Annotated in this window: 19 protein-coding genes; 6 read left to right on the forward strand and 13 right to left on the reverse strand. The window is 72.0% G+C overall.

All coding sequences use genetic code 11. From position 1 onward, the window contains the following. Positions 1 to 12 precede the first annotated feature (12 nt). From ACFWTE_RS10310 to ACFWTE_RS10340, 7 genes are all read right to left on the reverse strand, one after another. Positions 13 to 1,041 (reverse strand): MBL fold metallo-hydrolase, encoded by a 1,029-nt coding sequence (locus tag ACFWTE_RS10310; protein ID WP_378779018.1) that lies wholly within the window; start codon positions 1,039 to 1,041, stop codon positions 13 to 15. A 110-nt stretch (positions 1,042 to 1,151) separates the two neighbouring features. Then, entirely contained in the window at positions 1,152 to 2,027 is an 876-nt protein-coding gene (locus ACFWTE_RS10315; protein ID WP_378779019.1) for a PHP domain-containing protein, read from the reverse strand. A gap of 62 nt (positions 2,028 to 2,089) precedes the next feature. After that, the gene (locus ACFWTE_RS10320; RefSeq protein ID WP_378779020.1) at positions 2,090 to 2,755 is read right to left on the reverse strand and encodes a DUF6758 family protein; all 666 of its coding nucleotides are present in this window, start codon (positions 2,753 to 2,755) and stop codon (positions 2,090 to 2,092) included. A 95-nt stretch (positions 2,756 to 2,850) separates the two neighbouring features. After that, on the reverse strand, positions 2,851 to 4,749 hold the full coding sequence (typA, locus tag ACFWTE_RS10325; protein ID WP_378779021.1) for a translational GTPase TypA: 1,899 nt from the start codon (positions 4,747 to 4,749) through the stop codon (positions 2,851 to 2,853). Between the two features lie 416 nt (positions 4,750 to 5,165). Next, the gene (locus ACFWTE_RS10330; protein WP_378779047.1) at positions 5,166 to 5,600 is read right to left on the reverse strand and encodes a (deoxy)nucleoside triphosphate pyrophosphohydrolase; all 435 of its coding nucleotides are present in this window, start codon (positions 5,598 to 5,600) and stop codon (positions 5,166 to 5,168) included. A 72-nt stretch (positions 5,601 to 5,672) separates the two neighbouring features. Beyond that, positions 5,673 to 7,898 carry an ATP-dependent RecD-like DNA helicase gene (locus ACFWTE_RS10335; RefSeq protein WP_378779022.1) on the reverse strand — a complete coding sequence of 742 codons (2,226 nt, stop codon included), beginning with the start codon at positions 7,896 to 7,898 and terminating at the stop codon, positions 5,673 to 5,675. A gap of 34 nt (positions 7,899 to 7,932) precedes the next feature. Beyond that, the gene (locus ACFWTE_RS10340; protein ID WP_378779023.1) at positions 7,933 to 8,370 is read right to left on the reverse strand and encodes an MmcQ/YjbR family DNA-binding protein; all 438 of its coding nucleotides are present in this window, start codon (positions 8,368 to 8,370) and stop codon (positions 7,933 to 7,935) included. 226 nt (positions 8,371 to 8,596) lie between these two features. On the opposite strand from ACFWTE_RS10340, the gene ACFWTE_RS10345 reads away from it, so the two are divergent. Beyond that, positions 8,597 to 9,703 (forward strand): serine/threonine-protein kinase, encoded by a 1,107-nt coding sequence (locus tag ACFWTE_RS10345; protein ID WP_378779024.1) that lies wholly within the window; start codon positions 8,597 to 8,599, stop codon positions 9,701 to 9,703. Positions 9,704 to 9,768: 65 nt separating this feature from the next. Here ACFWTE_RS10345 and ACFWTE_RS10350 read toward each other — a convergent pair whose 3' ends face one another. After that, a complete protein-coding gene (locus ACFWTE_RS10350; protein WP_378779025.1) occupies positions 9,769 to 10,332 on the reverse strand; it encodes a hypothetical protein in 564 nt (187 codons plus the stop codon). Positions 10,333 to 10,654: 322 nt separating this feature from the next. Here ACFWTE_RS10350 and ACFWTE_RS10355 point away from each other — a divergent pair, with 322 nt between their 5' ends. Beyond that, positions 10,655 to 12,766, forward strand: a complete 2,112-nt coding sequence (locus ACFWTE_RS10355) for a 5'-nucleotidase C-terminal domain-containing protein (protein ID WP_378779026.1) — start codon at positions 10,655 to 10,657, stop codon at positions 12,764 to 12,766. A gap of 173 nt (positions 12,767 to 12,939) precedes the next feature. Here ACFWTE_RS10355 and ACFWTE_RS10360 read toward each other — a convergent pair whose 3' ends face one another. After that, positions 12,940 to 13,389 carry a hypothetical protein gene (locus ACFWTE_RS10360; RefSeq protein ID WP_378779027.1) on the reverse strand — a complete coding sequence of 150 codons (450 nt, stop codon included), beginning with the start codon at positions 13,387 to 13,389 and terminating at the stop codon, positions 12,940 to 12,942. 244 nt (positions 13,390 to 13,633) lie between these two features. Then, entirely contained in the window at positions 13,634 to 14,218 is a 585-nt protein-coding gene (locus tag ACFWTE_RS10365) for a hypothetical protein (protein ID WP_378779028.1), read from the reverse strand. Positions 14,219 to 14,954: 736 nt separating this feature from the next. Here ACFWTE_RS10365 and ACFWTE_RS10370 point away from each other — a divergent pair. Beyond that, complete coding sequence (locus ACFWTE_RS10370) at positions 14,955 to 15,623, forward strand: response regulator transcription factor (RefSeq protein ID WP_017570862.1); 669 nt, start codon at positions 14,955 to 14,957, stop codon at positions 15,621 to 15,623. A 68-nt stretch (positions 15,624 to 15,691) separates the two neighbouring features. After that, complete coding sequence (locus tag ACFWTE_RS10375) at positions 15,692 to 16,978, forward strand: sensor histidine kinase (protein WP_378779029.1); 1,287 nt, start codon at positions 15,692 to 15,694, stop codon at positions 16,976 to 16,978. Positions 16,979 to 17,173: 195 nt separating this feature from the next. Here ACFWTE_RS10375 and ACFWTE_RS10380 read toward each other — a convergent pair whose 3' ends face one another. The 3 genes from ACFWTE_RS10380 to wecB all read right to left on the reverse strand — a co-directional run bounded on the left by ACFWTE_RS10380 (position 17,174) and on the right by wecB (position 22,700). Beyond that, positions 17,174 to 19,387: a glycosyltransferase gene (locus ACFWTE_RS10380; RefSeq protein WP_378779030.1), complete on the reverse strand. Its 2,214-nt coding sequence runs from the start codon at positions 19,385 to 19,387 to the stop codon at positions 17,174 to 17,176. A 67-nt stretch (positions 19,388 to 19,454) separates the two neighbouring features. Beyond that, the gene (locus tag ACFWTE_RS10385; protein ID WP_378779031.1) at positions 19,455 to 21,254 is read right to left on the reverse strand and encodes a hypothetical protein; all 1,800 of its coding nucleotides are present in this window, start codon (positions 21,252 to 21,254) and stop codon (positions 19,455 to 19,457) included. Positions 21,255 to 21,587: 333 nt separating this feature from the next. Continuing rightward, positions 21,588 to 22,700: a non-hydrolyzing UDP-N-acetylglucosamine 2-epimerase gene (wecB, locus tag ACFWTE_RS10390; protein WP_378779032.1), complete on the reverse strand. Its 1,113-nt coding sequence runs from the start codon at positions 22,698 to 22,700 to the stop codon at positions 21,588 to 21,590. A gap of 236 nt (positions 22,701 to 22,936) precedes the next feature. On the opposite strand from wecB, the gene ACFWTE_RS10395 reads away from it, so the two are divergent. Further along, positions 22,937 to 24,688, forward strand: coding sequence for a glycosyltransferase family 4 protein (locus ACFWTE_RS10395; protein ID WP_378779033.1), 1,752 nt, complete (start codon positions 22,937 to 22,939; stop codon positions 24,686 to 24,688). A gap of 104 nt (positions 24,689 to 24,792) precedes the next feature. Further along, complete coding sequence (locus tag ACFWTE_RS10400; protein ID WP_378779034.1) at positions 24,793 to 26,160, forward strand: nucleotide sugar dehydrogenase; 1,368 nt, start codon at positions 24,793 to 24,795, stop codon at positions 26,158 to 26,160. Positions 26,161 to 26,211 lie beyond the last annotated feature (51 nt).

Genomic DNA, 26,211 nt, shown 5'->3' on the forward strand with positions numbered 1-26,211 from the left:
GGTCCGGTCGGGTCAGACCCAGGAGTCGAAGTTCTTGCTCTCCGCGCCCGACGTGGTGGACGGACCGCGGTCCGGCAGGATGCGGGTGTCCGGCGGAAGCGACAGCAGGGCTTCACCGATGGACGCGAGCTGCGTGGTGTAGTCGATGTAGGTGTTGCCGACCATGCCGGGCTCACCCTTGCGCAGGGTGTCACCGCCGAAGACGACGCCCAGCTCGCTGAAGTAGTAGCCGACGCTGCCGGAGGAGGTGCCGGGCAGCGCCAGGACCTCGATGTGCAGGTCGCCGATGTCGAGGGCGCCCTGGCCCTCCACCTCGATCTCGGGCCGGTGCTCGGCTCCGTGGTGGCGCCGCCAGGCGCGCATCTCGCGGGGGTGCAGCGCGATGTCGGCCTCCGCCTCCTCGGCGACCTTGATGGCCGACTCGATGTGGGGGCTGTAGGCGTTGGTGCAGGCCACGAGGTAGACCTCGCGGTCGCCGACGGCCTCCAGGATGGCCTCGGCGTCGAAGCCGGGGTCGATGACGACGACGCCGTCGTCGTCCGCCCTCACGATCCAGGTGTTGCTGACGACGTCGAACTTCTCCTCGTCGAACTCGAAGACGCCGATGCTGCGCACGCGGGTGATGCCGTCGGAGTCGGGGCCGGTCACCCCGGCCTCCTCGGTCTCGTCGGCGAACAGCCCGACGGGCTCCACCGTCTTGTCCGCATCCGCGTCGGAGTCGGAGATTTCGTCGGCGTCGGGGTCCGCCTCCGCGGCGTCGGAGACCGCGTCGGCCTCCTCCTCACCGTCGGCGGCGTCGGCCTGCTCGTCGGCTGCTGCCTCGGCACTCTCCGCCTCGCCGGAGTCCTTGTCGGAGCCGCCGGCCGGGTCGGAGCCCTTGTCCTCGGCCTGCACGACCTCGTCCCTCTCCTCGGACGGGGTCGCCCCGACCGTGCCGGAGCCGGCCTCCACGGCCTCGTCCTTGTCGTCCACCGCGACCTCCGCAGCGGAATCGGGGGCCTCCGGGCCGTCCTGCTTCTTCGGCTTCCGCTTCCAGAACACGGTGTCAGACCTTTCGGTTTCGTCCAGGTACAGGTAGTTCTGCTGCGACCATTGTCGCGCTCCCGCGCAGTGGTCGGTACCGTACCGGACACCAGAGGGCGACACGCTGGTCACCCCTTGATAAGGGGGACCCCCGTCGCCGGTGCCACGAGTTCGTCGAAGGCCTCGGGGTCGGTGGTGTTGCGTCCGAGCCGGTGCCCGGTGAGGCTTCCGTGGTCGTCGCTGGAACCGGTGACCACCACGCCCAGGTCGGCGGCCGCTCCCCGCCAGTACTTGGTCTGCGCACGGTTGTGGGCGGGGTGGTCCGCCTCGATTCCGCCCAGACCCGCCTCGACCATGCGCTCCACGAGGTCCAGGGGGACGGCTCCGTTGAGGGAGCCCTCCGCCCGTGCCGGGTGGGCCAGTGAGCACACCCCGCCCGCGGCCCTGACCAGTCCCACGGCGCGGACGGGGTCGATCGCGTAGCGGGAGGCGTAGGCGGGGCCGCCAGAACCGATCCACCGGTCGAAGGCGTCCTGGACGTCCCGGGCCGCTCCGGCCTCGACGATCGCCCGGGCCAGGTGCGGGCGGCCGATCGTGTTGGCGTCGGCGTACTCCGCCCTGCCGGCGCCCGCGATCTCCAGGACGCGCTCCCAGGTGACGTCCACTCCCTGTTCCCGGAGTTTGCGGACCATCTCCTCCGCCCGGGAGGCCCTGTCGGAACGCACCCGGCGCAGTTCGCCGTCCAGCCCGGGATCGTCGGGGTCGAAGAGGTAGGACACCAGGTGGACGCTGGATCCGGCGTAGGCGCAGGACAGCTCCATCCCCGGGACGAGGGTGAACCCCGGGGGCAGGTGCGCCGCGGCCTCCTCGATCCCCCCGACGGTGTCGTGGTCGGTGAGGGCCAGGACGTCCAGACCCGCGGCGACCGCGTGCCGCACGACGTCGGCGGGGACGTCGGTTCCGTCGGAGACCGAGCTGTGTGAGTGCAGGTCGATACGTGTCACCGGGCGATTGTACGTAAGTCCCGGCCTCCGCGTTCCGGCCGGGTGGGCGCGCATGCCCCCGTTCAGCCCGTTTCGTCCCGGGGTGCGAGGCTCCGGGTGAGGAAGGGGCTCGCCGCCCCGAACGGTGGTTCCGACACCACGCCGCCGTCGTTGATGTCGCGCAGGTCCCGCAGGGAGTTGATCTCGCACATGAGGAGGGCTGTGTCGGCGGAGGCGAAGACGAACCACAGCCAGTGGGCGAGGGCCTCCCCCGCGTACACCGCCCGGTCACGGCCGACGGCCAGGTTCCACAGGGCGACCTCGTGGCCGTCGAACCGCAGTTTGGCGTCGGCCGCGGCGGAGTCGAAGCCGGCGCCGGGGTCGGGGCCCTCCAGGCCGGCGAGGCGTGCGCCGAGCCCGATGCCGGGGTCCTCGGCGACGACGGCGATCTCGCCGACACCACCGAGGGGGTCGGGGCCGGACAGGGCGACGGCGGTCGCGAGCGCCCCGCTGCGTTCGTCCCCGGCCTCGGCGAACCCCGTGACGACCCAGTTGGCGGGCAGCGGCCACGGGGTCCACACCGGGACGCGTGCCTGGGGCAGGAGTGCCTCAAGAGCCGATGTGCCGGGGGTGCGGATCCCCTGGAGCGGGGCGACCGCCCCGTGGACGCCGCACTGCCAGGCGCTGGTCCACAGCCCCGGAGGCTGGACCGCGCGCCCGCATCGAGGACACGAGGGCTCGGGCTTCATGCTCTCCTCTGCCTACCCGGGCACCCCGGACGGAAAACACACCGGGGGCGGGCCGCGTCCGCGACCCGCCCCCGGTGTGTGTGCCCCCGTCGGTCCTACGAGGACTGCTGCTGGCGCTTCTTGTTGGCCGCGGTCCGGCCGCGCTCCTTCTGGTCGAGGACGACCTTGCGGATGCGCACGTGGTCGGGGGTGACCTCGACGCACTCGTCCTCGCGGCAGAACTCCAGGGCCTGCTCCAGGGACAGCCTGCGCGGCGGCACGAGGCGCACCAGCTCGTCACCGGTGGCCGAGCGCATGTTGGTGAGCTTCTTCTCCTTGGTGATGTTGACGTCCATGTCGTCGGAGCGCGAGTTCTCGCCGACGATCATGCCCTCGTACACCTCGGTGGTGGGCTCGACGAACAGCGTGCCGCGCTCCTGGAGGTTGAACATCGCGAAGGGGACGGCGACACCCGCGCGGTCGGCCACCAGGGACCCGTTGGGGCGGGTGCGCAGCTCACCGAACCACGGCTCGACCTTCTCGAAGACGTGGTGGGCGATACCGGTGCCCCGGGTCTCGGTGAGGAACTCGGTGCGGAAGCCGATGAGACCGCGGGAGGGGACCAGCCAGTCCATACGCACCCAGCCGGTGCCGTGGTTGACCATGTTCTCCATGCGGCCCTTGCGGACGCTGAGCAGCTGGGTGATGGCACCCATGTACTCCTCGGGGGCGTCCACGGTGAGGCGCTCGACGGGCTCGTGCACCTTGCCGTCGATGACCCTGGTGACCACCTGCGGCTTGCCGACGGTCAGCTCGTAGCCCTCACGGCGCATCTGCTCGACCAGGATGGCCAGCGCCAGCTCACCGCGGCCCTGCACCTCCCAGGTGTCGGGACGCTCCGTGGGCAGGATGCGCAGGGAGACGTTGCCGACGAGCTCCTTCTCCAGGCGGTCCTTGACCAGGCGGGCCGTGACCTTGGAACCCTTGGTCTTGCCGACCAGCGGCGAGTTGTTGGTGCCGATGGTCATGGAGATCGCGGGCTCGTCCACCGTGATCAGCGGGAGCGGGACCGGGTTCTCCAGGTCGGCGAGGGTCTCACCGATCATGATGTTCTCGATACCGGCGATGGCCGCGATGTCGCCGGGCCCGGCCATCTCGGCGGGCTTGCGCTCCAGGCCGTCGGTCATCAGCAGCTCGGTGATCTTGACCTGCTGGGTGCTGCCGTCGGTGCGGATCCACGCGACCTGCTGGCCCTTGCGCAGTTCGCCCTGCTGCACCCGGACGAGCGCGAGGCGGCCCAGGAAGGGGGACGCGTCCAGGTTGGTGACGTGGGCCTGGAGGGGTGCGCCCGGGACGTACTCCGGGGCCGGGATGGTGTCCAGGATGGTGCTGAACAGCGGGACGAGGTTGTCGTTCTCCGGAACGGTGCCGTTGTCGGGACGCTCCAGGGAGGCCTTGCCGTCGCGGGCGCAGGTGTAGACGATCGGGAACTCGATCTGCGACTCGTCGGCGTCCAGGTCCATGAACAGCTCGTAGGTGTCGTCCACGACCTCGGCGATCCGGCTGTCGGGCCGGTCGACCTTGTTGATGACGAGGATGACGGGGAGCTTGGCCTGGAGGGCCTTGCGGAGCACGAAGCGGGTCTGCGGGAGCGGGCCCTCGCTGGCGTCCACGAGCAGGACGACGCCGTCGACCATGGACAGGCCGCGCTCGACCTCACCGCCGAAGTCGGCGTGGCCGGGGGTGTCGATGATGTTGATGACCACGTCCTCGCCCTCGGGCGTGGTGTAGTGGACGGCCGTGTTCTTCGCGAGAATGGTGATGCCCTTCTCGCGCTCCAAGTCGTTGGAGTCCATCACCCGGTCGTCGACGTCCTGGTTCTCACGGAACACACCGGACTGCCAGAGCATGGCGTCAACGAGGGTCGTCTTGCCGTGGTCCACGTGGGCCACGATGGCGACGTTGCGGAGGTCGCTGCGGCGTGCGGAGCCCTCGACGGGCGTAGCGCTGGACATGGGAAAGTCTCGATCTCCTGGTACTGGGAAGAGACCGCAGGTTGCCACGGCCCGTTGCCAGTTTATGCGGTCAAAGTGGTCTGGTTGGGAAACGTACAGGTCACCCTGGTCACCCCTGACCGCCCGGCACTGGCGCCGGTCACTCCGCGTTCACCGCCCGGACCCTGGTGCCTGTCCGGAGACGATGAGGCGGTGTCGGCCCGTGGAGGATCCGAACGTGCCGCCGCGGGGTCAAGCCTTCAACGCGGTGGGGCGCCGGATGCTTCCCCGAGCCCGTTTCCCTGTCCGGCTCCGACCGCTCGACGGGGCGAGGGCGGCGCCGGGGGTGGTGCTCTCCGGGGCCCGCCAGGGCGCGCCCCGGGCACCGGCTGACGCCGGACACGGGGCCCCGTCGCGGACGGGCCGGTGGGTACAGCCTACGGGTGAGTGGCGGTTCCCGGTGCGAGCAGGGGTGCGATCTCGTCGAGGAAGGGCAGATCCGCGGGCAGCCAGGCGAGAGTGCGCAGGTCGGCGGCGGTGATCCAGCGCAGGGAGAGGTGTTCGAGAGCCGTGGGCTCTCCCCTGAGGAGTTCGACGCGCCAGAGCCGGAGCACGGCGGGCCGGGTGTGGGAACGGCCGGGGGCGGGGAAGCTCGCGTCCCCACCGACCCGGTGGAGGGGCCGGACCGTGACCCCGAGCTCCTCCTCGCACTCGCGGACCACCGCGTCGGCGGAGGTCTCGCCCGGATCGACCTTGCCCCCGGGGAACTCCCACCGGCCCCTCAGTGTCGGAGGGTCGGCTCGCTGCGCCGCCAGTACCCGGCCGTCCCGGATGACGACCGCGCCCACCACGACCAGGGTCTGCTGCTCCACGTGATCCACGCCCGCCAGCCTAGTGAGCCCCGGTGACGGTCCGGGGTCGCGGCCCGCCGCGTTTCCCGGTGCTCACCCGACCGGTGGGGCCGAACGGAGCCGGTGCGCCAGTGCGGTGTACCGGTGCCCGGAGGAGGCGTTGCGGACCGCCTGGGCCAGGGCCCGGCGGGAGCCGACCAGGACGACCAGCTTCTTGGCCCTGGTGACGGCCGTGTAGAGGAGGTTGCGCTGGAGCATCATCCAGGCGCTGGTGGTGACGGGGACGACCACGGCCGGGTACTCGCTGCCCTGGGAGCGGTGCACGGTGATGGCGTAGGCGTGGGCGAGTTCGTCCAGTTCCGCGAAGTCGTAGGCGATCTCCTCCTCCTCGTCCGTGCGCACCGTGATCTCCTGGGCGACCGCGTCGATGCCCTCGACCACGCCGAGCGTCCCGTTGAACACCCCGTTCTCGCCCTTGTCGTAGTTGTTGCGGATCTGCGTGACCTTGTCGCCGACGCGGAAGACGCGTCCGCCGAAACGGCGTTCCGGGACGTGCTCGCCGGCGGGGGTCACCGCGGCCTGGAGCACCGTGTTGAGGTTGACCGACCCCGCGGGCCCGCCCTTCATCGGTGTGAGCACCTGGACGTCCCGGCGCGGGTCGAGGCCGAACCTGCGCGGGATCCGGTTGGCGACCACGTCCACGGTCATCCGGGCGGTGTCCTCGGACTCCTCGCAGGGGAAGAGGAAGAAGTCGGTCATGCCCTCGAACCGCGGCGGTTCCCCGCCGTTGATCCGGTGGGCGTTGGTGATCACGCCGGAGTCCTGGGCCTGCCGGAAGACGTGGGTCAGGCGGACGCTCGGAATGGGCGAGCCCTCGTCCAGGAGGTCCCGGAGCACCTGGCCCGCCCCGACCGACGGCAACTGGTCGACGTCGCCGACGAACAGCAGGTGCGCCCCGGGTGGCACCGCCTTGACGAGCTTGTTGGCCAGGAGCAGGTCCAGCATCGACGCCTCGTCCACGACCAGGAGGTCGCAGTCGAGCGGGTTGTCGCGGTCGAAGGCGGCGTCGCCCCCCGGCCGGAGTTCGAGGAGCCGGTGCACCGTGCGGGCTTCGAGGCCGGTCATCTCGGTGAGTCGCTTGGCGGCCCGACCGGTGGGGGCGGCCAGGATGATCTTGGCGTGCTTGGCCCTGGCGAGGGCGACGATGGAGGCGACCGTGAAGGACTTGCCGCAGCCGGGTCCGCCGGTGAGCACGCACACCTTCTCCGTGAGGGCGAGCCGGACGGCCTCGCGCTGGGCCTCGGCGAGGTCGGCGCTGGTGCGCGTGCGCAGCCAGTCCATGACGACCTCCCAGTCCACACCGGCGAACACGGGGATCCGGTCCACGGGGTGGGCGAGCAGGGAGCGCAGGCCGAAGGTGAGGCCGATCTCGGCGCGGTGCATCGGCAGCAGGTAGACGGCGCGGACGGGTTCGTCCCCGGGCCCGGGGACGGTCTCGCGGACCACGCCCTCGTTGGCGACGAGTTCGGCGACGCACTCGATCACCAGCCCCGCCTCCACCTGGAGGATCTTGACCGCGGCGGAGATGAGCCTCTCCTCGGGCAGATAGCAGTGGCCGTCGCCCGTGGACTCCGAGAGGGTGAACTGGATTCCGGCCATCACCCGCTGCGGGCTGTCGTGCGGGATGCCCACGGCCCGGGCGATGGTGTCGGCGGTCTTGAACCCGATCCCCCACACGTCGGTGGCCAGGCGGTACGGCTCCTTCTGCACCACCTCGACGGAGGCATCGCCGTACTTCTTGTAGATGCGCACGGCCAGGGAGGTGCTGACCTCGACCCCTTGGAGGAAGACCATGACCTCCTTGATGGCCTTCTGCTCCTCCCAGGCATCCGCGATGAGCCTGGTGCGCTTGGGCCCGAGGCCGGGCACCTCGACGAGCCGTTCGGGGCGCTCCTCGATGACCTCCAGCGCCTCGGTCCCGAAGTACTCGACGATGCGCTCGGCCATCTTGGGGCCGATGCCCTTGATCAGACCCGAGCCGAGGTAGCGGCGGATGCCCTGCACCGTGGCGGGCAGGACCGTGGTGTAGTCGTCCACCTGGAACTGCCTGCCGTGCTGGGGGTGGGAGCCCCACCGGCCGTGCATGCGCAGGGCCTCGCCCGGCTGGACGCCCATGAGGGAGCCGACGACGGTGAGGAGGTCGTGGGCGCCCCGTCCCGTGTCGACCTTGGCGACGGTGTACCCGTTGTCCTCGTTGGCGTAGGTGATGCGTTCCAGAACACCCTGCACGACCGCGGGTCGGAAGGTCCCGTCGGACACGTGGTCGTCCCCCTCTCCACCGGACCGGGCCCGGTCACGCCTTCTCCGGTGCCGCCGTGCCCGCCCCTCCGGCGTCCGGCGGCTCCTCGCCGAGCTTGGCGAGCACGCGGTCGCGGTCGACTCTGCGCAGGTTACTCGCCACCAGGACGTAGGAGTGCCTGAGCATCTCCGCGATCTCGTCGTCGGGCACGGTCCCGTCGAGGAGCACGGAGTTCCAGTGCCTCTTGCTCATGTGGTAGCCGGGTGTGACGGCGGGGTACTGCTTCCGCAACTCCAGGGCGAGGCCGGGGTCGCACTTGAGGTTGACCGTGGCCGGGACGTCGTCGTCCCCGCCCTGGTCCGCGCCTCCCATGAGCACGGCGAACATGTGCTGGCCCGCCACCCTGTAGACCGGGGCGCCGGGGCCGAAGGGCTCGCACTCGTCGGTCTCGGGGAGCTCCAGTGCCGCGTCGATGAACTGTTGCGGTGTCATGGCGTCGCCTTCCTCTCGCCCCGACAGTGCCAGAGGGCGACGACGTTCGGGAGTGCCCCGGCCCCACCGCGGACGGCGTGCCACGGAAGGGCGCCGCGTCCCCTGCACCGGCCCGCCGGGAGCTCAGGCGGCGTCCCCGTGCGCAGCGCGTGCTTCCCGGCCCCCGCGGGGGCCGCGGATAGACTCCGGCGCAGCATCCCCTTCCCCCACAGACAAGGGAGCGTCCATGAAGGCGAGAGGCGCGCGCAGGCTCGACCCCCTGGAGCCGGGGGACCCCCGCGAGATCGGCGGGCACAGGGTGCGCGGGCGGATCGGCTCCGGCGGCATGGGCACCGTCTACGCGGCGGACTCCCCCGGCGTGCACGGTTACCTGGCGGTCAAGGTCGTCCACCCGGAGCAGGCCGCCGACCACCGGTTCCGCGAGCGGTTCGCGGTCGAGGCCCGCCTGCTCTCCAGGGTGAACAGCCCCTCGGTGGCCCGGTTCGTGCGCGCCGACGTGGAGGCCGAGCTCCCGTGGCTGATCACCGAGTACGTCGCGGGGCCGACCCTGCGGCACCACGTGGAGCGGTTCGGGCGCCTGCGCAAGGGCATGCTCCTGGGCCTCGCCGTCGGCACCGCCGAGGCGCTGCGGGCCATCCACGCGGCCGGGGTGGTGCACCGCGACCTCAAACCGAGCAACGTGGTGCTCTCCTCCACGGGACCCAAGCTCCTCGACTTCGGCATCGCGCACCCCGTGGAGGACCCGGACCCGACCAAGTGGATCCGGCTGCGGCGGATGCGCCGCGCCTACCGGGACCTGAGGCTGCCCTCACCGGACGCCCTGGCCGACGAGCGGATCGCCGAGCGCGTGGACAGGCTGGGCACGCCCGGATGGGTCAGCCCCGAGCAGTACCAGCGCCAGCCCACGACGCAGAAGGCCGACGTGTTCCTGTGGGGCGCGGTGGTGGCGTTCGCCTCGGTGGCGCACGACCCGTTCGGGAGGGCCGACGCCAAGGAGATGGCCCGGCGGGTGATGTTCGAGGAGCCGGACCTCCAGTACCTGCCGCCCGGCCTGGAGCGCCTGGTGCTCGCCGCGATGTCCAAGGACCCCGACGACAGGCCGGACTCGTCGGAACTGCTGCGGGAGGCGCTCGCCCTGGAGAACCCGGAGGGAGGGGTGCGCGTGCCGGAGGGCGGTGGGGGCACCGCGCCGGGAACGGGTGTCACGGCTGTCCGCCGCCTGCTGGAGCGCCGGTGGACGGAGGTGGCGGTGCGCCCGCCGCAGCCCCCGCGCGAGGGCGCGCGGCTGTTCGGCCGCCCGGTACCGGGCGGGGGGACGGACGGGGCGCCGTGACCGGGGAGGGGTTGGCGGCCCCGCCCCTCACGTCCCACCGGCGACGTGCCCGGTCGGAAGAGGCCCTAGAGGAGCCCGTAGTGGGCGCGGCCCTCGCGGGAGAACATGTGGGCGATCATCGTGACCGCGAAACCCAGCGGGACGACGGCGATCAGGTCGCCGACGACGAGGTTCCAGAGCAGGAGTCCCCCGGCGGCGGTCTGGAAGGCCACGACTCCCCAGAAGACGCCGACGGTGCGGTGGTGGATCCTGCCCGCGAGGAACGTGGACAGCAGCCCGTACACGCCGGTGACGGCGGCCATCGTGACCATCATGGAGCGCATCATCTCGACGCCGACCGCGAGGTCGACGCCCTCCTCGGCGGCGAGCTCGGTCTGCTGCCGCAGGGCGTCGGCCATCGCCTCCTGGGGGACGCTCAGCCCCAGGAGGAACAGGGCGGTCAGGCCGAGACCGCAGGCGCCGCCGATGTACATCAGCGCACGGACGGCCGCGACCTTCCTGGGGAGGGGCGCGTCGGGGCGGAGCGCGTCGAGGTGGGCGCCGAAGTCGGGGAGTCCCCGCTGCGGCGGGACGTCGCCTGCGCCCTGTGTCCCGTTGGGGTCGTACGGGTCCTGGCCAGAGGGAAACACGGACGTCCTCCGAGGGTGTCGAGCGAACTTGCCTCCCCCATGGTAGAGGCGGCGGTCGCGCCGGGTGCGGGATCGGGCCGCCGATTCCCCCGACACGCCCTTTCCGCGGACACGAGGGTCCTCCACCGGCGATGATCGGTGCGGGGGACGTCGCAGGGGACGATACGGCTGGGACGAAACTCCTGACCGGCACCGCAGATTCTACGAATCGTCACCACCGAACACGTGCCCCGTCCTCCCCGCGCCTCTAGGGTGATCAACTCCGGCCCCTATCCGCCACAGGCGGCAGACCCCGCCGATCCCCCGAAGGAGCCCCCGGAACATGTCCAGACTCGTGCGCGCCTCGGCAGCAGTGATGCTGACGAGCGCCTTCGCGGTCCCGCTGCCGCACGCCGCGGCGGAGCCCACCGCACCCGGGGCCTCCCCCGACTTCACGCTGACGATCCTCCACGCCAACGACCCCGAGTCGCAGCTGCTCTCCGCGGCGGGCCAGGGCGGCTTCGGCGGGGCCGCCCGCTTCACCACACTGCTCGACCAGCTCCGCGACGCCGAGAACAGCGGCGCGGAGGCCGGGGACGGGGAGGCCGACGAGCGCGGTGTGCTGACCGTCAACTCCGGCGACATGTACCTCCCGGGACCGGAGTTCGCCGCCTCCCGGGAGGACGGCGCGCCCTCCTACGACGCCCTCGCCGCCAACCACGCCGGCTACGACGCGGTCTCCATGGGCAATCACGAGTTCGACTTCGGCCCGGACGTGTACGCCGACTTCGTCGACCAGCTCACCGGGGACACGGTGGTGGTCGCCGCGAACGTGGACGTCTCGGCCGAGCCGGACCTCGCCGCGCAGGAGGCGGCGGGCAGGATCGCCCCCAGCACCGTGGTCGAGGTCTCCGGTCAGAAGGTGGCCGTCGTCGGCGCCCTGTACCCGCCGCTGGCCTCCATCACCAGCCCGCGCGGGGTGGTGGTCGAGGACCTCGTCGCCCCGGTCCAGGCCGAGGTCGACCGGCTGACCGACAGGGGTGTCGACAAGATCATCATGATCTCCCACCTCCAGAACATCGCCTACGAGGAACGCGTCGCACAGGAGCTGACCGGCGTCGACGCCATCGTCTCGGGGGGCGGCCACGAGGTGATGGCCGACCCGGACGACGCCCTGGTGCCCGGCGACGAGGTCACCGCCCACCCGGGGACGGGCGAGCCGCTGGCCTACCCGCTGGTGGCCACCGACACGGAGGGCACACAGGTCCCGATCGTGACCGCCGGGTCCAACTACAAGTACGTGGGACGCCTGGTGGTCAACTTCGACGGGGGCGACCTGGTGTCGGTCTCGGACCGCTCCGGCCCGGTGCGGGTGTCCGGTACCGGTGACGACGCGGTCTCCCCCCACCCCGAGGTCGAGGCCCAGGTGACCAAGCCGGTCTCCGACTACGTCGCGGAGCTGGCGGAGACCGAGGTCGCCCGGAGCGAGGTGGACCTCGACGGCGTCCAGAACCCGGGTGTGCGCACCCAGGAGACGAACCTGGGCAACCTGGTCGCGGACGGGTTGCTGGACACCGGTGTCCGCAACGCCGAGGAGTACGGGGTGCCCGCACCGCAGATCGGTATCCAGAACGGCGGGGGCATCCGCAACGCCTCGGTGCTCCCCGCGGGCCCGCTCAGCTCGCTGGACACCTACTCCGTCGCTCCGTTCGCCAACCAGGTGGCCGTGGTCCCGAACATCCCCCGCTCCCAGGTCAAGGAGTTGCTGGAGCAGGGCGTGTCCGCCGCTCCCGCGGCGAACGGCGGGTTCATGCAGGTCGCCGGGGTCAACTTCGCGTACGACCCCTCCCGCGCCGCGCAGGTGGTGGACGAGGAGGGCACCGTGACCACCCCGGGTGAGCGGGTCCGCAACGTGATCCTGCACGACGGCACGGTCCTCGTCGAGGACGGCGGGGTCGTGGACGGCGACCCGATCACGGTCGTCACCAACGACTTCTCCGCCAGGGGCGGGGACATGTACCCGTTCCGGGGCGCCGACTTCACCGTCGTGGGGGCGACCTACCAGATCGCCCTGGAGCGTCTGCTCACCGACACCCTGGAGGGCCGGGTCACCGAGGAGGCGTATCCCGAGGGCGGCTCCGGCCGCATCGTCGTGGGAGAGGAGGCCACGGTGCCGGACGGCGGCGGCACGCCCACCGACCCCCCGGCCGAGCCGACGACCGGGCCCACGGACCCCGCGGAGCCGACGGACCCGCCGAGCACCGGGCCGACCGCCCCGGGTGACGACAAGCCGGGCAGGCCCGGTGACGCGGACGGCGCCCTGCCGACGACCGGTGGCGCACTGTTCGGCCTGGTGGTGGCCGCCGTGGTCGCCGTCTGCGCGGGTGGAGCCGCGCTGTACCTGAGCCGCAGGCGCAAGGGCGCCGACGGGGCACCCGCCGAACTGGACTCCTGACGGTGGTGCACCGGCCCCGCGCGGGGCCGGTGCGCCCGGTCCGGGTACCCGGGCCGGGTGTCCGGACCGGGTGTCCGGACCGCCGGCCGGGGGCTGCCGGTCGGCGGGAGGAGGAAGAGGAAGGGGCCCGCCCGGGGTGTGCACACCCTGGGCGGGCCCTCGTCGTGGAACCCTCAGCAGCGGGGAAGGCCGCTGACCGGCTTCCAGGGTTCGGCGACCCGGAGGGCGGTGGCGCTGACGAAGACGTCCCGGTTGCCGTCGGCGTCGTCGGTGAGCGCCCACCACGTGGAGTAGCCGCCCTCGCCGTCGGAGTGGGGCTGGCCCTCGGTCTGGCAGAAGAAGTAGTGGCGCCCGGGAGGGAGTCGGGCCCCCGTGGGGTGGATGGTGTCCCGCTGCCAGTAGGAGCGGGCCTCCCTCCATGTCGAGTAGTAGTGGCGGGCCGAGTAGGAGCCCGGCACCACGTGGACGCCGGAGCCGTTCTGCTCCGCGGGCCCGACGGAGGACTCCCGTGGACCCGGGTCGGTGGACCGGTCCGCCGATGCGGCGGCCGGTGCCGCCAGCGCCGTGGGAAGGGCGAGCGCCAGCATCGCCATCGCCGCTCGCAGGGTGCCTCTGTGTGCCATCGCCGTTCCTCGCGTCTGCGGGACCGGCCCCGCCGCGGCGCGCTGGGACCGTCGTCCACAGGAAGCAGTGGGGCCTGGCACCGGGCTGGGCGATCCTGGTGGAATGGATGCGGGGGGACCTGAATCCAGGCCAACCCCCACCAACACCACCATTGTCACTCAGAGTATTCATTGAGATGCACAGCGACACGTCCCCCGTGGCCCGGTGGCGCGTGGCGGACGGGCCGGAGCGGCGGTGCACCCGTCAGGGGCAGCCCGCCGCCTCCCGGGTCGAGTCGGCCATGTCGTCGCGCTCGCCCTGGTCCATCCCGCTCTCGTCGAACCAGATGAGCACGAAGTGGCAGGCGTCCTGGATGTCGGCGGCCGTGGTGTCCTCGCTCTCCTCCAGGGCCATCGCCGCGAACAGCGCGATCCCGGCACCGTCGAAGGCGACCGCCCGCACCAGGTTGGTGTCCATCGCGGACGTGCACTGGAAGAGGTTCCCGGCCTCGTCCTCCTCGTCCTCCACCGTGCAGATGTCCTCGGTGACGTCCGCCCGCGCCTCGATGTCGAAGTCGCGGCGCAGCTCGTCGATCAGCTCCTCCGCGGTGATGAGCTCCTCCGCTTCGAGGGACGGCTCGTCCGTGGGAAGGGGCTCCTCGGTGGGCGTGGACTCCTCCGTGGGCGTGGGCCGGGGCGTCGGGGACTCCTCCGCCGACGGGTCCCCGCCCGGGTCCGCGGAGGGGCCGGGGGTGTCGGCCCCGGTGAAGCCGGCGGTCGCCATCCGGCCGAGGGCCATACCGCCGCCGAGGAAGGAGGCGCCCGCCAGAACGGCGATGACCGCGAGCACGGCCAGGAGGCCGGTGCCGTAGCGCCCCGGTCGGGGCGGCTGTCCGGGAGGAGGCCCGTGCGGCCCCTGCGGCCCCTGCGGACCCTGGGGAGGCTGGCCGCCCTGGGGTGCGTGGTGCGTGGAGGGGGGCAGGCCCTGCGGCTGCCCATGGAAGGACGGCCCCGGCACGCCCTGCGGGCCGGGGTTCCCGCCCGCTCCCCGTGTCCCCGAAGCACCCGGGAAACCCTGATGCCCCTGCGGCCCAGGAGGCCCGTGCGATCCCGGCTGCCCCTGGAACTCTGGGAAGCCCTGCGGACCCTGCGGACCCTGGGGTCTGTGCGGCGGAGGACCGGAGCCGCTGTCCTGCCCGGGCTCGTTGTAGGGGTTCACGTACAGTCTCCTCGCTGTGGGGACGCCGGTCGGGGCCGGTGTGTCGTTGGGGCCGCGGACGGGCGACGACAGGGTTCCACGCCCACCCTCCGGCGCTTTACTACCCGTTTTGCAATGAATCCTCCCACTTTCCCATTCGGAGTGACCTTCAGGGGGGAGGCATGGGTGTCCGTGCGGCACCGGGACCGCCTTCCGGCGCGCACGTACGGTCAAGCCTCCCAGTTTCACCAACTAAGCGCAAAGAAAAGTCGCATGAGAGTCAATCGAACCATTTGACCGGTATGTGATTAGCGTATTTTCAGCCAACCTTGGGACATCCGGCGCGCATAATAGGGAAATGCACGACCCCGGACCTACGATCGACAACATGACCTGCGTTTTGCTGGCCGAAGACGATGTCTCGATCTCAGAGCCTCTCGCGCGCGCACTCCGCCGCGAGGGCTACACGGTGGACGTGACCGTCAACGGCATTGAGACACTCGACCGGGCCCGTGCGGGAGACATAGACCTCATGGTCCTGGATCTCGGACTGCCCGAAATGGACGGGCTAGAGGTGGCACGTCGGCTCCGCGCCGAGGGTCACGGAACGCCGATCCTCATCCTGACCGCCCGCGCCGACGAGGTCGACACCGTCGTCGGCCTCGACGCGGGCGCCGACGACTATGTCACCAAACCCTTCCGACTGGCCGAACTCCTCGCCCGTGTCCGCGCGCTGCTGCGCCGGGGCGGCGCCGAGGTGCCCGTCGTGCACGGCGTTCGGATCGACAACGATTCCCGCCGCGCATGGCTGGGAGAACGCGAACTGCAGCTGACCACCAAGGAGTTCGACCTCCTCCGTGTCCTCGTGCGCGACGCGGGCAAGGTGGTGACCCGCGAACAGATCATGCGCGAGGTGTGGGACACCAACTGGTGGGGTTCCACCAAGACCCTGGACATGCACATCTCCTGGCTGCGCCGCAAACTCGGCGACGACGCCAACCAGCCCTCGTACATCACCACGGTCCGGGGAGTGGGATTCCGGTTCGAGCGGGACTGACACGACCCTGGGTTCCGACGGGCTCAGCGCCGATCGGCCTGGCAGGGGTCGGACGGACGTGAGGTGACATGCGCAGGCGGATGGTTTTCTCCACCCTGGTGGTGACCGTCATCGCCGTCATGCTGCTCGGGCTGCCCCTGGGCGCGCTCACGTACAAGCTGGTGCACGACGAGAGCAGCCGCCAGCTCCAGGGCGAGGCGGAGCTGATCGGTGCCGAGAGCGACACCATGCTGGAGATCCACGGGAAGCTCTACCCCGACGGGTTCGACCGGGACCACCCCGACCGGTACATCCAGATCACGCCGGCGGGAGACCCCTCGGGGGCAACGGCGGGGGACCCCGCCCTCAACCCCGAGGAACCCGGCGCGCCGGGCCTGCTCAAGGCCACGGCGACCACCGGCAGGGGCACGCTGGTCGAGGTGTGGACGAACGCCGAGACCGTCCAGCAGAGCGTCGTGCGCGCCTGGCTGGGCATCGCCTCGCTGTCCCTGCTCGCCATCGGCGTCGCCGTCGGGCTCTCGATGTTCCAGGCGCGGCGGCTCACGCTGCCGCTGGTGGACCTGGCCGCCACCGCCGAACGCCTCGGCTCGGGGATCACCACTCCCTGGGGGCACCGGTACGGCATCCCCGAGGCCGACCGGGTGGCGGAGGTCCTCGACCGCAGTGCCGAGCGCATCGCGGGGCTCATCGCCACCGAGCGCCACTTCGCCACCGACGCCTCGCACCAGCTCCGCACCCCGCTCACGGCGTTGACGATGCGGCTGGAGGAGATCATCGCGGAGTCCGGCAACCCGGACGTGGTCCGCGAGGAGGGCGAGGCCGCCCTCGCCCAGGCCGAACGCCTGGTGGAAACCGTGGAGAGCCTGCTCGGCAGGGCCCGCAAGAGCCAGAACCCCGAGGTGGAGGCGGTCGAACTCGACCCCGTCCTCCAACACCTCCGGGCCGAGTGGGAGCCGGTCTTCCAGCGGGAGCGCCGCGAACTGCTCATCACCGGTGTCTCCGGGCTGACCGCGGTGACGGCCCCCGCCGACCTGGCGCAGATCCTCGCGACCCTGGTGGAGAACGCCTACAAGCACGGCGCCGGGACGGTGACCATCCGGCGCCTGGACACCGGGCAGTCGGTACGCATCGAGGTCAGCGACGAGGGCGAGGGCGTGCCCGAGCACCTGTCCGGGCGGATCTTCGAACGCGAGGTCAGCGGCGGCGGGGGCACCGGCCTGGGGTTGGCCCTGGCCCGGCACATCGCCGAGTCCGAGGGCGCCCGGATCGAGCTGGTGCAGACGAGGCCGACCACCTTCGCCCTGTTCCTGCCCGCCGGTGCGGGCGGGCTGTCGAAGATGACCGGCCCGGTCTAGGTGTACTGACCTGAGAGGTTGGGTACGCGAGCGGCTGCCAGGCCATCTCTCGCAAGAGGAGTAGCGCAGGCCGGCCCGGGTGTGGCTGTCCGAGCGCAGTCGGCGCGGCGAAAGGCAGCCTGGGGGACGCGAGCCCGGAATGATCCGCGGAACACGGCCTGGGACCGGAAGGGCGCGCCGGTCCGCGCCCCCGGCTCAGGCCTCGGTCGGCACCGTCGTCCGCAGCAGGTCCGGTGCCTTCCCGCGCACCACCAGGTCGCTCCACAGCGAACGCACCCGGCCCAGCCCGTAGGCCTTCGTCACCTCGGAGCGCGCCCGCTCGGCCTCGGCCGCGAACCCGCCGCCGCTGACGGTCTCGTGGATGGACTCGGCCATGGCCACGGCGTCGTCGTGGATCCAGTGCGGGTCGTAGATGGTGTCCGCGCCCGGCCACGGCAGCAGAGCGGGGATGCCACCCGAGGCCGCGCACTCGGCGGGCGCCAGGTGGAACGACTCGTCGTCGCTGGTGGAGAGCATGAACCCCACCCGTCGCAGCCAGGTCGCCACGTCCGGCCCGAACGGGTCGAACACCACCCCGGCCGCGAGGAGCTCGTCACGCTGGATCCGCCGGTACACGCGCTCGAAGTAGGCACGCTCCTCCGGCCGGTTCCAGATCCACCAGTAGTCCCACGGCTGCTTGGTCTTGACCGAGAGCGTGTACCGCGGGTCCATGCGGCGCAGCTCCGCCAGCACGTCGAGTCCGCGGTCCAGGCGCTTGCGGGACGGCGCGATCCCGACCATGCCCAGGGAGTACTCGACACCGGGGAGCTTGGGGCGGTCCAGCTGCTCGTCGTCCACCCAGTTGGGCACCACGATCACCTTGTCCGCGGGCCACCCGGTCAGCTCCCGGGTGAGGTCGGCGTAGTGGGGGCTCACGCACACCACGGCGTCGACCTTGTCGATGTCGAGCTTGCGCGGCCACTCCGCGTACAGCTCGAACCGGTGCAGGCGCACCACCAGGCGCTGGTCGGGGCGCTTCCACTTGGAGTAGAACAGCGCGTTGGGCCCGCACCACTCGCAGATCACCACGTCGGCCCAGGCAGCGAGTTCGCGGGACCTGTACTGGTCGTGGGAGTTCAGCCCCTCCCACTCGTCGATGCGCACCTCCAGCCCCGGCAGGGAGTCCAGGTACTCGGCGAGACGGGTGAAGAACTTCATGTCGTGGCCCGCGACGACCACCTTGAGCGGTCGCTCCGGGTCGACCCCGGCCGGTGCGGGCGGCAGGGCCTCGGTGAGGTAGCCGCGCAGGCGCTCCGCGGCCCGTTCGAGGGTGTGGGCGTCGGCGGCCTCACGGCAGCGCTCGGCGGCGTCCGAGTAGAGGGCCCGGTCGTGGTGGGCCCGGGCGATGACCTCGGCGACGGACCCGACGTCGGCCCCCGCGAACAGCGGGTAGTCGGCCCCGAGCATCGCCTCGTGCATGGGGGTGCGGTTGAGCACCACCGGAAGTCCGAGAGCCCCCAGTTCCAGCACCTTCGTGGACAGTTCCAGGCTGGCGTCCATGGACGGGTCGCGCCAGGACAGCCCGAACCCGCACTCGGCGGCCTGGCGGAGCGCCTCGGCGCGCGGCATGCCGCCGCGCCAGTCCACCCCGGGCGTGCCCTCCAGCGCCTTGCGCATGCGCTTGGCCCAGTCGGCGGGCTCGGCGTGGATCTTGTCGCCGATCATCACCAGTTCGGCGTCGACGCCCCGCGCGGCGAGCTCGGCGGGGAGCGCGGTCATCTCCAGGGTGTTCCACGCGGGCGCGAACTTGCCGGTGTAGGCGAGGCGGGCCCGGGCGTGGGCGGCGCCGTCGGCGCGCACGTCCTCGGGGACCACCACCACGGGCGGGAACAGCACCGAGCGGCCGCAGGCCGCCGACACCGACGACTCCAGGAAGGCCCGCAGCTCCTCGGTCTGGCAGAGCAGGAACCTGGACGCCACCGCGATCTGGGTGAGTTCGGCGGTCGCGGTCGCCGACAGCTCGCCCACGCTGTGCGGGAAGTCCGTCAGGTAGGTCCAGAGCCTGCCCGCGAGCGACTCCTCCTGGGCGGCGAGCCCGGCCAGGCGGCGGCCGCGCACCACCACCAGGTCGAACGGCTTGCGCTCGTGCTGCCGTGTGAGCAGGCCGACGGCCTGCTCCGGCGTGAGCCCGCGCGGGCCCAGGTCCGGGAGCAGCTTGTCCTCGTAGGGACGCAGCAGGCGGACACCGGGGACCCGGGTGAGGGGCTCTGTGAGCCGGTCGGTGCGCACGGGTGCCTTCAGCAGCAGGGTGACCTCGCATCCGGCGGCGGCCAGGGCCTGCGCCATCGACTGGGCCCAGACCGCGGAACCGTCGATGATGTTGAGGTCCACGTCCCCGTACAAGAGTGCGCGCGGAGGAGGTGTGCTCACGTTCTTCCCTTCGGATGCTTTCTGGTTGCCCGTGCGGGGCTGTCGGCGCTGTCGGTGGGGTCGGGGTTCAACCGACGGCACCGGTGGAGGCGTCCGTGGAGTTGTACACGGCGTCCTCGTCGTCGGCGTCGGGACCCGCCGGACCGTGGTCCGGGCCCAGGGCCAGGAGCCGGGCGCCGCGCCGGTTCCACTCGTCCGGGTTCCAGCCGCGCCGCACCAGGTGCGTGCGGGCCAGTTCCGGGACGACCTCGCTGACGAAGACGTACTGCGGTGCCACCGTGTCCGGGCGGTCGAAGAAACCCCGTTCGCCGGCTCCGTCGAGCGGGTCCACGGGGCCGGACCCGTGTCCCTCACCGATACTGGCACCGACGGCGTCGGCGTCGGAGCACTCGACGGCGCACACCAGGTCGGCGAGCCGGGTCCGGCTGACCGGCCCGGTCCACAGGTGGACCCAGGGCGCGGTGGCTCGTTCGGCGAGGGCGGCCCAGCGGTCCGGGCCGAGCCCTCCGACACGCGGCACCGGCGCGCCGGGCGTGTTGCGGGTGAGCTCCGCCGGTGTGTCCGGGGCGCCGAAGCGCACGGTGCGCACGGTGATGCCCTCGGCGCGCAGACGCTGGATCCCCGGCAGGCGGGCCGCCGCGAGGGGGACGACGACCTCGGTGGGCCGCAGGACGGCACCCGTCAGGTCGGAGGCGAGCAGCTCGGCGTCGGACTCCCCCGCGGGGTCGGCGAGGACGGCGACGGAGCGGCCGCGGAGCGGGAGCTCCGACCCGGGCGTGCCGGGCGGGAAGTCCAGGTCACCCAGGATCTCGGCGAGGCGGACCGGGGTGGCCTCCTGGAGGAAGACCTTGCGGAGTCGGAGCCGCATCGCGGAGGGGGTGACGCGCTCCGCGCGCATGCGCGGCACCGAGACCGCGAGCGTTTCCGCGTGCGGGTCGGCCGCGTGCGGGACCGCCGAGTGGGTGATGACGTCGGTGCCGCATGCCCAGGCGCGGCGGTGCAACCGGGTGTCCTCGGTCGGGAACGCCGGGACGACGGCGACGTTGGCGGCGCGCAGGGCGTCGGCGAGGCCGGGAGAGTCCGCGTCCACGACTCCCGCTTCGAGTTCGGTGAGGATCTCGGGGACGGGGTCCTCGTGTGCGCCCCGGACGAACACGGCCCTCGGGCCGGGCGTCAGGTCGGCGGCGACCGGGTTGAACAGGTGCAGCGGGACCCCGGCGTCCCCCCGGTGGACGCGGTCGAAGCCGAGCTGGCGCAGGGCGGGCGGGGCCGGTGCGTCGTCGAGGAGGACGGTGGGGATGCCGCGCGCGGCCGCGGACTCCAGGACCCAGTGCAGCGCGCGGGTGCGGTCGGCGGCTGCCGGGTCCCCGACGTGCGCCCACGGCGATCCCGCGGCGGCTGCCGAGGCGGAGACCAGGACCAGGTCGACGTCCACGCCGTCCATGACGATCTGGGCGTCGTGGGGGCGCAGGGGTACGGAGCGCAGGTAGGGGGAGACGGCGTCCTGGATGGCGGGGCCGACGACGGTGGCGGCGACCAGCAGGTCCTCGCTGCTCCCGGCCATACCGCTGAGGAGTCTGGCCTCCTGGCGGTCGGCGTCGAAGGAGCGGACGGGTTCCGCGCCGGGACGTCTGCGCTGGACGTGCTGGGTGGTGCCGCTGCGCCGCCAGAGCCGGTAGAGGTCGCGCGGGAGTTTGACGAGGGAACGGCCGGGCTGTTTGGCGGCGGCCGTGAGCGCACGCCCCACCTGGAGGGAGGTGGAGTCCTCCACGGCGGCGAGCCGGGTGCGCGCCTCCTGGAGCTGGGCATCGCGCTCGGCGAGGGCCTGTTTGAGCTGCTCGGTCTGGCTCTGTTCACGCCGTTTCACGGTCTGCCACCTTGCGTTCTGGTCGGATCGGCGAAACCACCGCGTCCGTCGAGTGTGTCGTGTCCGACGGAGCCGGGTGCTGCTCCCGGCGGGTTCCCGGCCGGGTGCGGATGCCCTTGGCGAGGCGCACCGAGGGCCCGGCGGGACGCCTGGACGGGACGGGGGCGGGCGGGTGGGTGTGTGCCATGGGGGATCACCTGGACCGCTGCGCGGGTACCGGGACGACGCGGCGGACGTCCCTGTGGTGTCGCGGGGACGGGATCGGAGCGGAGCGCTCCCGGCCCTCCCGCGGGGAGGGGACCGGGTTCGGCTGTCGTGCGTACGGCATCGGCGTCACCTGGACCACTGGGTGAGGACGGACGCGATGCGCTCCCCGGCGCGGCCGTCCCACAGGGGCGGGGTGTCGTCGCCGAGCCTGTCGGGCGTCTGCCCGTGGAGGACCTTGGTGACGGTGGGGAGGAGGTCCGCCTCCGTGACGAGCTGGTTGGTGCCGTGGGTGATGGTGACCGGCCGTTCGGTGTTGGGGCGCAGGGTGAGGCAGGGGACCCCGAGGATGGTGGTCTCCTCCTGCACACCGCCGGAGTCGGTGACGACGGCGGCGGCTCCGCGGGTGAGGGCGACGAAGTCGAGATAGCCGAGGGGTTCGAGGAGGCGCACCCGCGGGTGGTCGCCGAGGCCGGCTCGGTCGAAGGCGGCCTTGCCGCGCGGGTGCACGGGCATGACCACGTCGACGAGGTCGGCGATCTCGTGGAGGCGGGCGGTGAGGCGGGCGACGCTGTCGGGGTCGTCCACGTTCGCGGGCCGGTGCAAGGTGGCGGCGACGTAGCGTTCCGGCAGGTCGAGGCGGGCGCGCAGGGCGTCGGCGTCGAAGCGGTCGAGGTTGGCCAGGAGGGTGTCGATCATCGGGTTGCCGACCAGGTGGACGCGGTTCGGCGGGACGCCCTCGGCGGCGAGGTGACCGATGGCCTCGGGGCTGGTCGCGAAGCACAGGTCGCTGAGCTGGTCGGTGACCCTGCGGTTGATCTCCTCCGGCATCGTGTTGTCGAAGGAGCGCAGGCCCGCCTCCACGTGGGCGACCGGGATGTGCAGCTTGGCGGCGACCAGGGCTGCGGCGACGGTGGAGTTGATGTCGCCGTACACGACCACCATCCCGGGTTCCCGCCGGATGAACTCCTCCTCCAGACCCACCATGAGCGCCGCGGTCTGCGCCGCGTGCGACCCGGAGCCGACGCCAAGGTCGACGTCCGGGGTGGGCAGGCCGAGGTCGCGGAAGAACACGGCCGACATGCGGTCGTCGTAGTGCTGCCCGGTGTGGACGACCGCCTGGTGGGCTCCGCGCCCGCGAAGGGCGGAGACGACGGGCGCGGCCTTGACGAAGTTGGGACGCGCGCCGACGACGTGCACGATCCCGGTGTCCTGGCTCCCAAGGGGGGCGCTCGTTGCCACGACTCTCACGTTTCCTTCTGTTGGGGTGGTGTTCTCATCGTTGCCGAAGGGGCGGTGTGCCGGCGCCGGTCGGTGGTGTTCCTTGCCCGAGCCGTCCCGTCCGTGTCGCCGTGGTGTCACCACATGGTCACGTCCGCATGGTTGTGTGACTGACCGTGCATGACACCCAGACTCCCGAATCCCAGGTTCCCCGCCCGCGCACCCGCTGGCCGCGGGCGGTGACGTTCACCGTGTCGTTGGCCTGGCGACATCTGCGCTCCGATCCGGCGCGCCTTCCGCTGCTGGCGCTGCGGCTGGCGCCCGGCCCGCCCCGCCGGGCGGCGCGCTCCCTGGCCACCCGCTTGGGCGGCCGGGCCCGCGCCTACGCCCTGTGGGACCAGGGCCGACGTGAGGACGCCCGCGAGGCGGTGTTCGGGGCCGCGGACGGCGCGTCGCCCCGCCGGGTGGGCCGCCTGGTGGCCGCCTGCCTGGCTGCGGGTGATGCTGATACCGCCCGTGAACTGGTCGAACGCCTCCCCCCGGGTGCGGCCAGGGAGGCCGCTGAGCACCGGACGGCTCTGGCGACGGGACGTGCTGTTCCCACGTCTCCGTCCCCGTCGGCTGACCATCACGGAATCACGTTAACCCGCGGTGCCCGAACGCGGCCCGACGACACGGTGAACGCTCGGCGACCGGAGGCGCGAACGGGTGAACCCGGGCTCCCGGCAGGTGAACGCCGGCGTGCCGCGAGCGACCCGTCGGCGCCCGGGGCCGGACTCAGGGTGCTCCACCTGGTGACGAACGCGCTGCCGCACACCAACGCCGGCTACACGCAGCGCACCCACCGGATCGCGGTCGCCCAGCGCGAGGCCGGGATGGACGTGCACGTGGTCACCCGCGCGGGGTACCCGCTCACCAAGGGCGTCCGGGACCCGCGCACGCTGGTGCGGGTGGACGGCATCGCCTACCACCGGTTGATCCCCTGGACGGCCCCCGCCGACCCGTCGGAGGAGCTGGCCGTGGGCCTACGGATGGCGTCGGAGCTGGTGGCGGCCGTGCGCCCGGACGTCCTGCACGCGGCGAGCAACCACCACAACGCCCGGCTGGCCCTGGAGCTGGGCCGCAGGTTCGACCTGCCGGTGGTGTACGAGGTGCGGGGGTTCCTGGAGGAGTCGTGGCTGTCCCGCGACCCCTCCCGGAGCGTGGACGACGCCTTCTACCGGGCCGAGCGCGCCGCCGAGACGGAGTGCATGCTGGGCGCCGACCTGGTGGTGACCCTGGGCGAGGCGATGCGGGCCGACATCGAGGCGCGCGGGGTCGCGCGGGAACGCCTGCTGGTGGTGCCCAACGCGGTGGACACGTCGTTCCTGGAACCGCTGCCTTCGGGTGCCGGGGTACGGGACGGGCTGGGGATCGGGGCCGGGGAGTTCGTGGTGGGGACCACCACGAGCTGCTTCGGCTACGAGGGCCTGGACGTGCTGTTGGACGCCGTGGCGCTGATGCGCGAACGCGGGGAGCGGGCCCACGCGCTGATCGTCGGTGACGGGCCCGAACTCCCCTCCCTGCGCGCGCACGCGGCGTCGCTGGGGCTGGAGGGCGCCGCACACTTCCCCGGCCGGGTGGCCGCCTCGGAGGTGCGGGCGCACCACGCCGCCCTGGACGTGTTCGCGGTGCCGCGGCGGGACGACCGGGTGTGCCGTGTGGTGACGCCCCTGAAACCCGTGGAGGCCATGGCGGGCGGGCTCCCCGTTGTGGCGAGTGATCTTCCCGCGCTGCGAGAGATTGTGGAACCGGGAGTGACTGGAGAGTTAATTCCCGCGGGCGAATCGGCACGTCTAGCTGATGTCCTGACAAATCTCGCCTACAGTCATGAAAAGCGAGCCGCCTACGGCCTCGCAGGTCGCAGCCTGGTCGGTGCCGACCGCACGTGGGCCGAGGCCGCATACCGCTACAACCAGGCGTATCGGGTTCTTATTCAGAAACTGTCCGAACCAGGCCAGAACCCGTGACCAGAGGCGACGCTTACCTAGACTCAGACGCCCCGCGAACTGAGTAATGGCGGTCCTCGACACCTTGCGCCCGTTCACGAAATGAATGCGAGTGTGACCACGAAGTGGATGCCGCAGCCTCCAACCCAGCCCTTGTCCCTGATCAGTCCGCCGCGTCGGTCAGCGATCTCGTCGTCCTCGGACTCGGTTACGTCGGTCTGCCGCTGGCGGCCGAGGCCGTGTCCTCGGGCCTGAAGGTCACCGGCCTCGACGTGAGCGACCGAGTCGTCAACGGTCTCAACGAAGCGGTCTCGCACGTCGACGACCTCTCGTCCGAAGACGTCGGCCGCATGCTGGAGAACGGGTTCACCGCGACCACGGACCCCGCCTGCCTGGCAGCGGCGCGCACCATCGTCATCTGCGTTCCCACGCCGCTGTCGCCCGAGGGCGGCCCCGACCTCGGCGCGGTGACCTCCGCGTCCAGATCGATCGCGGCGCACCTCCAGCCCGGGACCCTGGTCATCTTGGAGTCCACCACCTACCCGGGGACCACCGAGGAGGTGGTGCGGCCGCTGCTGGAGGAGTCCGGCCTGGTCGCGGGGGCCGACTTCCACCTGGCGTTCTCGCCCGAGCGCATCGACCCGGGCAACCCGACCTTCGGTGTGGCCAACACGCCCAAGGTCGTCGGCGGACTCACGGAGGAGTGCGGCGAGGCCGCTGCCGTCTTCTACGGCAACTTCGTGAGCACGGTGGTGCGCACCCGCGGGACCCGCGAGGCCGAGATGGCCAAGCTGCTGGAGAACACCTACCGGCACGTCAACATCGCCCTGGTGAACGAGATGGCCATCTTCTGCCAGGAGCTGGGCGTCGACCTGTGGGACTCGATCGCGGCGGCGGCCACGAAGCCGTTCGGGTTCCAGGCGTTCTACCCGGGGCCGGGCGTCGGCGGACACTGCATCCCGATCGACCCGAACTACCTGTCGTACAAGGTCAAGACCCTCGGCTACCCGTTCCGCTTCGTCGAGCTGGCGCAGGAGATCAACAGCCGGATGCCGTCCTACGTCATCCAGCGGGCCCAGGAACTGCTCAACGAGTCGGGTCTCGCGCTGTCGCGGTCCAAGGTGCTGCTTCTGGGCGTCACCTACAAGGCCGACATCGCCGACCAGCGCGAGTCGCCGGCCCGTCCGGTGGCGCGCAAGCTGGCGGCCAAGGGCGCCACCCTCACCTACCACGACCCGCACGTGGAGTCGTGGCAGGTGGACGGGGTGGACGTGCCCCGGTCCACCGACCTGGACCAGGCCCTCGCCGAGGCCGACCTGACGATCCTGCTCACCGACCACAGCGAGTACCGGCCCAAGCGGCTGGAGGAGTACGCGCGACTGCTCCTGGACACCCGGGGCGTGCTGCGCCGCCCGGACCCCGACGCCGAGGGCGCGGCCGTGCCCGCCCAGACGCGGCGCCACCCCAGACGTGAGGGGATCCAGGTCCTGTGAGCTGACCCGGACACGGCCGGGACGCCCGAACCGCTCCCGGCCCGCACGGGC

It is taken from the genome of Nocardiopsis sp. NPDC058631, assembly GCF_042716955.1.
In the GTDB taxonomy this organism is placed as follows: Bacteria; Actinomycetota; Actinomycetes; order Streptosporangiales; family Streptosporangiaceae; genus Nocardiopsis.

Excerpts from the sequence above, each read along its gene's own strand:
- ACFWTE_RS10320 (WP_378779020.1), bottom strand. The coding sequence starts at position 2,755 with ATGAAGCCCGAGCCCTCGTGTCCTCGATGCGGGCGCGCGGTCCAGCCT.
- typA (WP_378779021.1), bottom strand. The coding sequence starts at position 4,749 with ATGTCCAGCGCTACGCCCGTCGAGGGCTCCGCACGCCGCAGCGACCTC.
- ACFWTE_RS10340 (WP_378779023.1), bottom strand. The coding sequence starts at position 8,370 with ATGACACCGCAACAGTTCATCGACGCGGCACTGGAGCTCCCCGAGACC.
- ACFWTE_RS10345 (WP_378779024.1), top strand. The coding sequence starts at position 8,597 with ATGAAGGCGAGAGGCGCGCGCAGGCTCGACCCCCTGGAGCCGGGGGAC.
- ACFWTE_RS10355 (WP_378779026.1), top strand. The coding sequence starts at position 10,655 with ATGTCCAGACTCGTGCGCGCCTCGGCAGCAGTGATGCTGACGAGCGCC.
- ACFWTE_RS10360 (WP_378779027.1), bottom strand. The coding sequence starts at position 13,389 with ATGGCACACAGAGGCACCCTGCGAGCGGCGATGGCGATGCTGGCGCTC.
- ACFWTE_RS10370 (WP_017570862.1), top strand. The coding sequence starts at position 14,955 with ATGACCTGCGTTTTGCTGGCCGAAGACGATGTCTCGATCTCAGAGCCT.
- ACFWTE_RS10375 (WP_378779029.1), top strand. The coding sequence starts at position 15,692 with ATGCGCAGGCGGATGGTTTTCTCCACCCTGGTGGTGACCGTCATCGCC.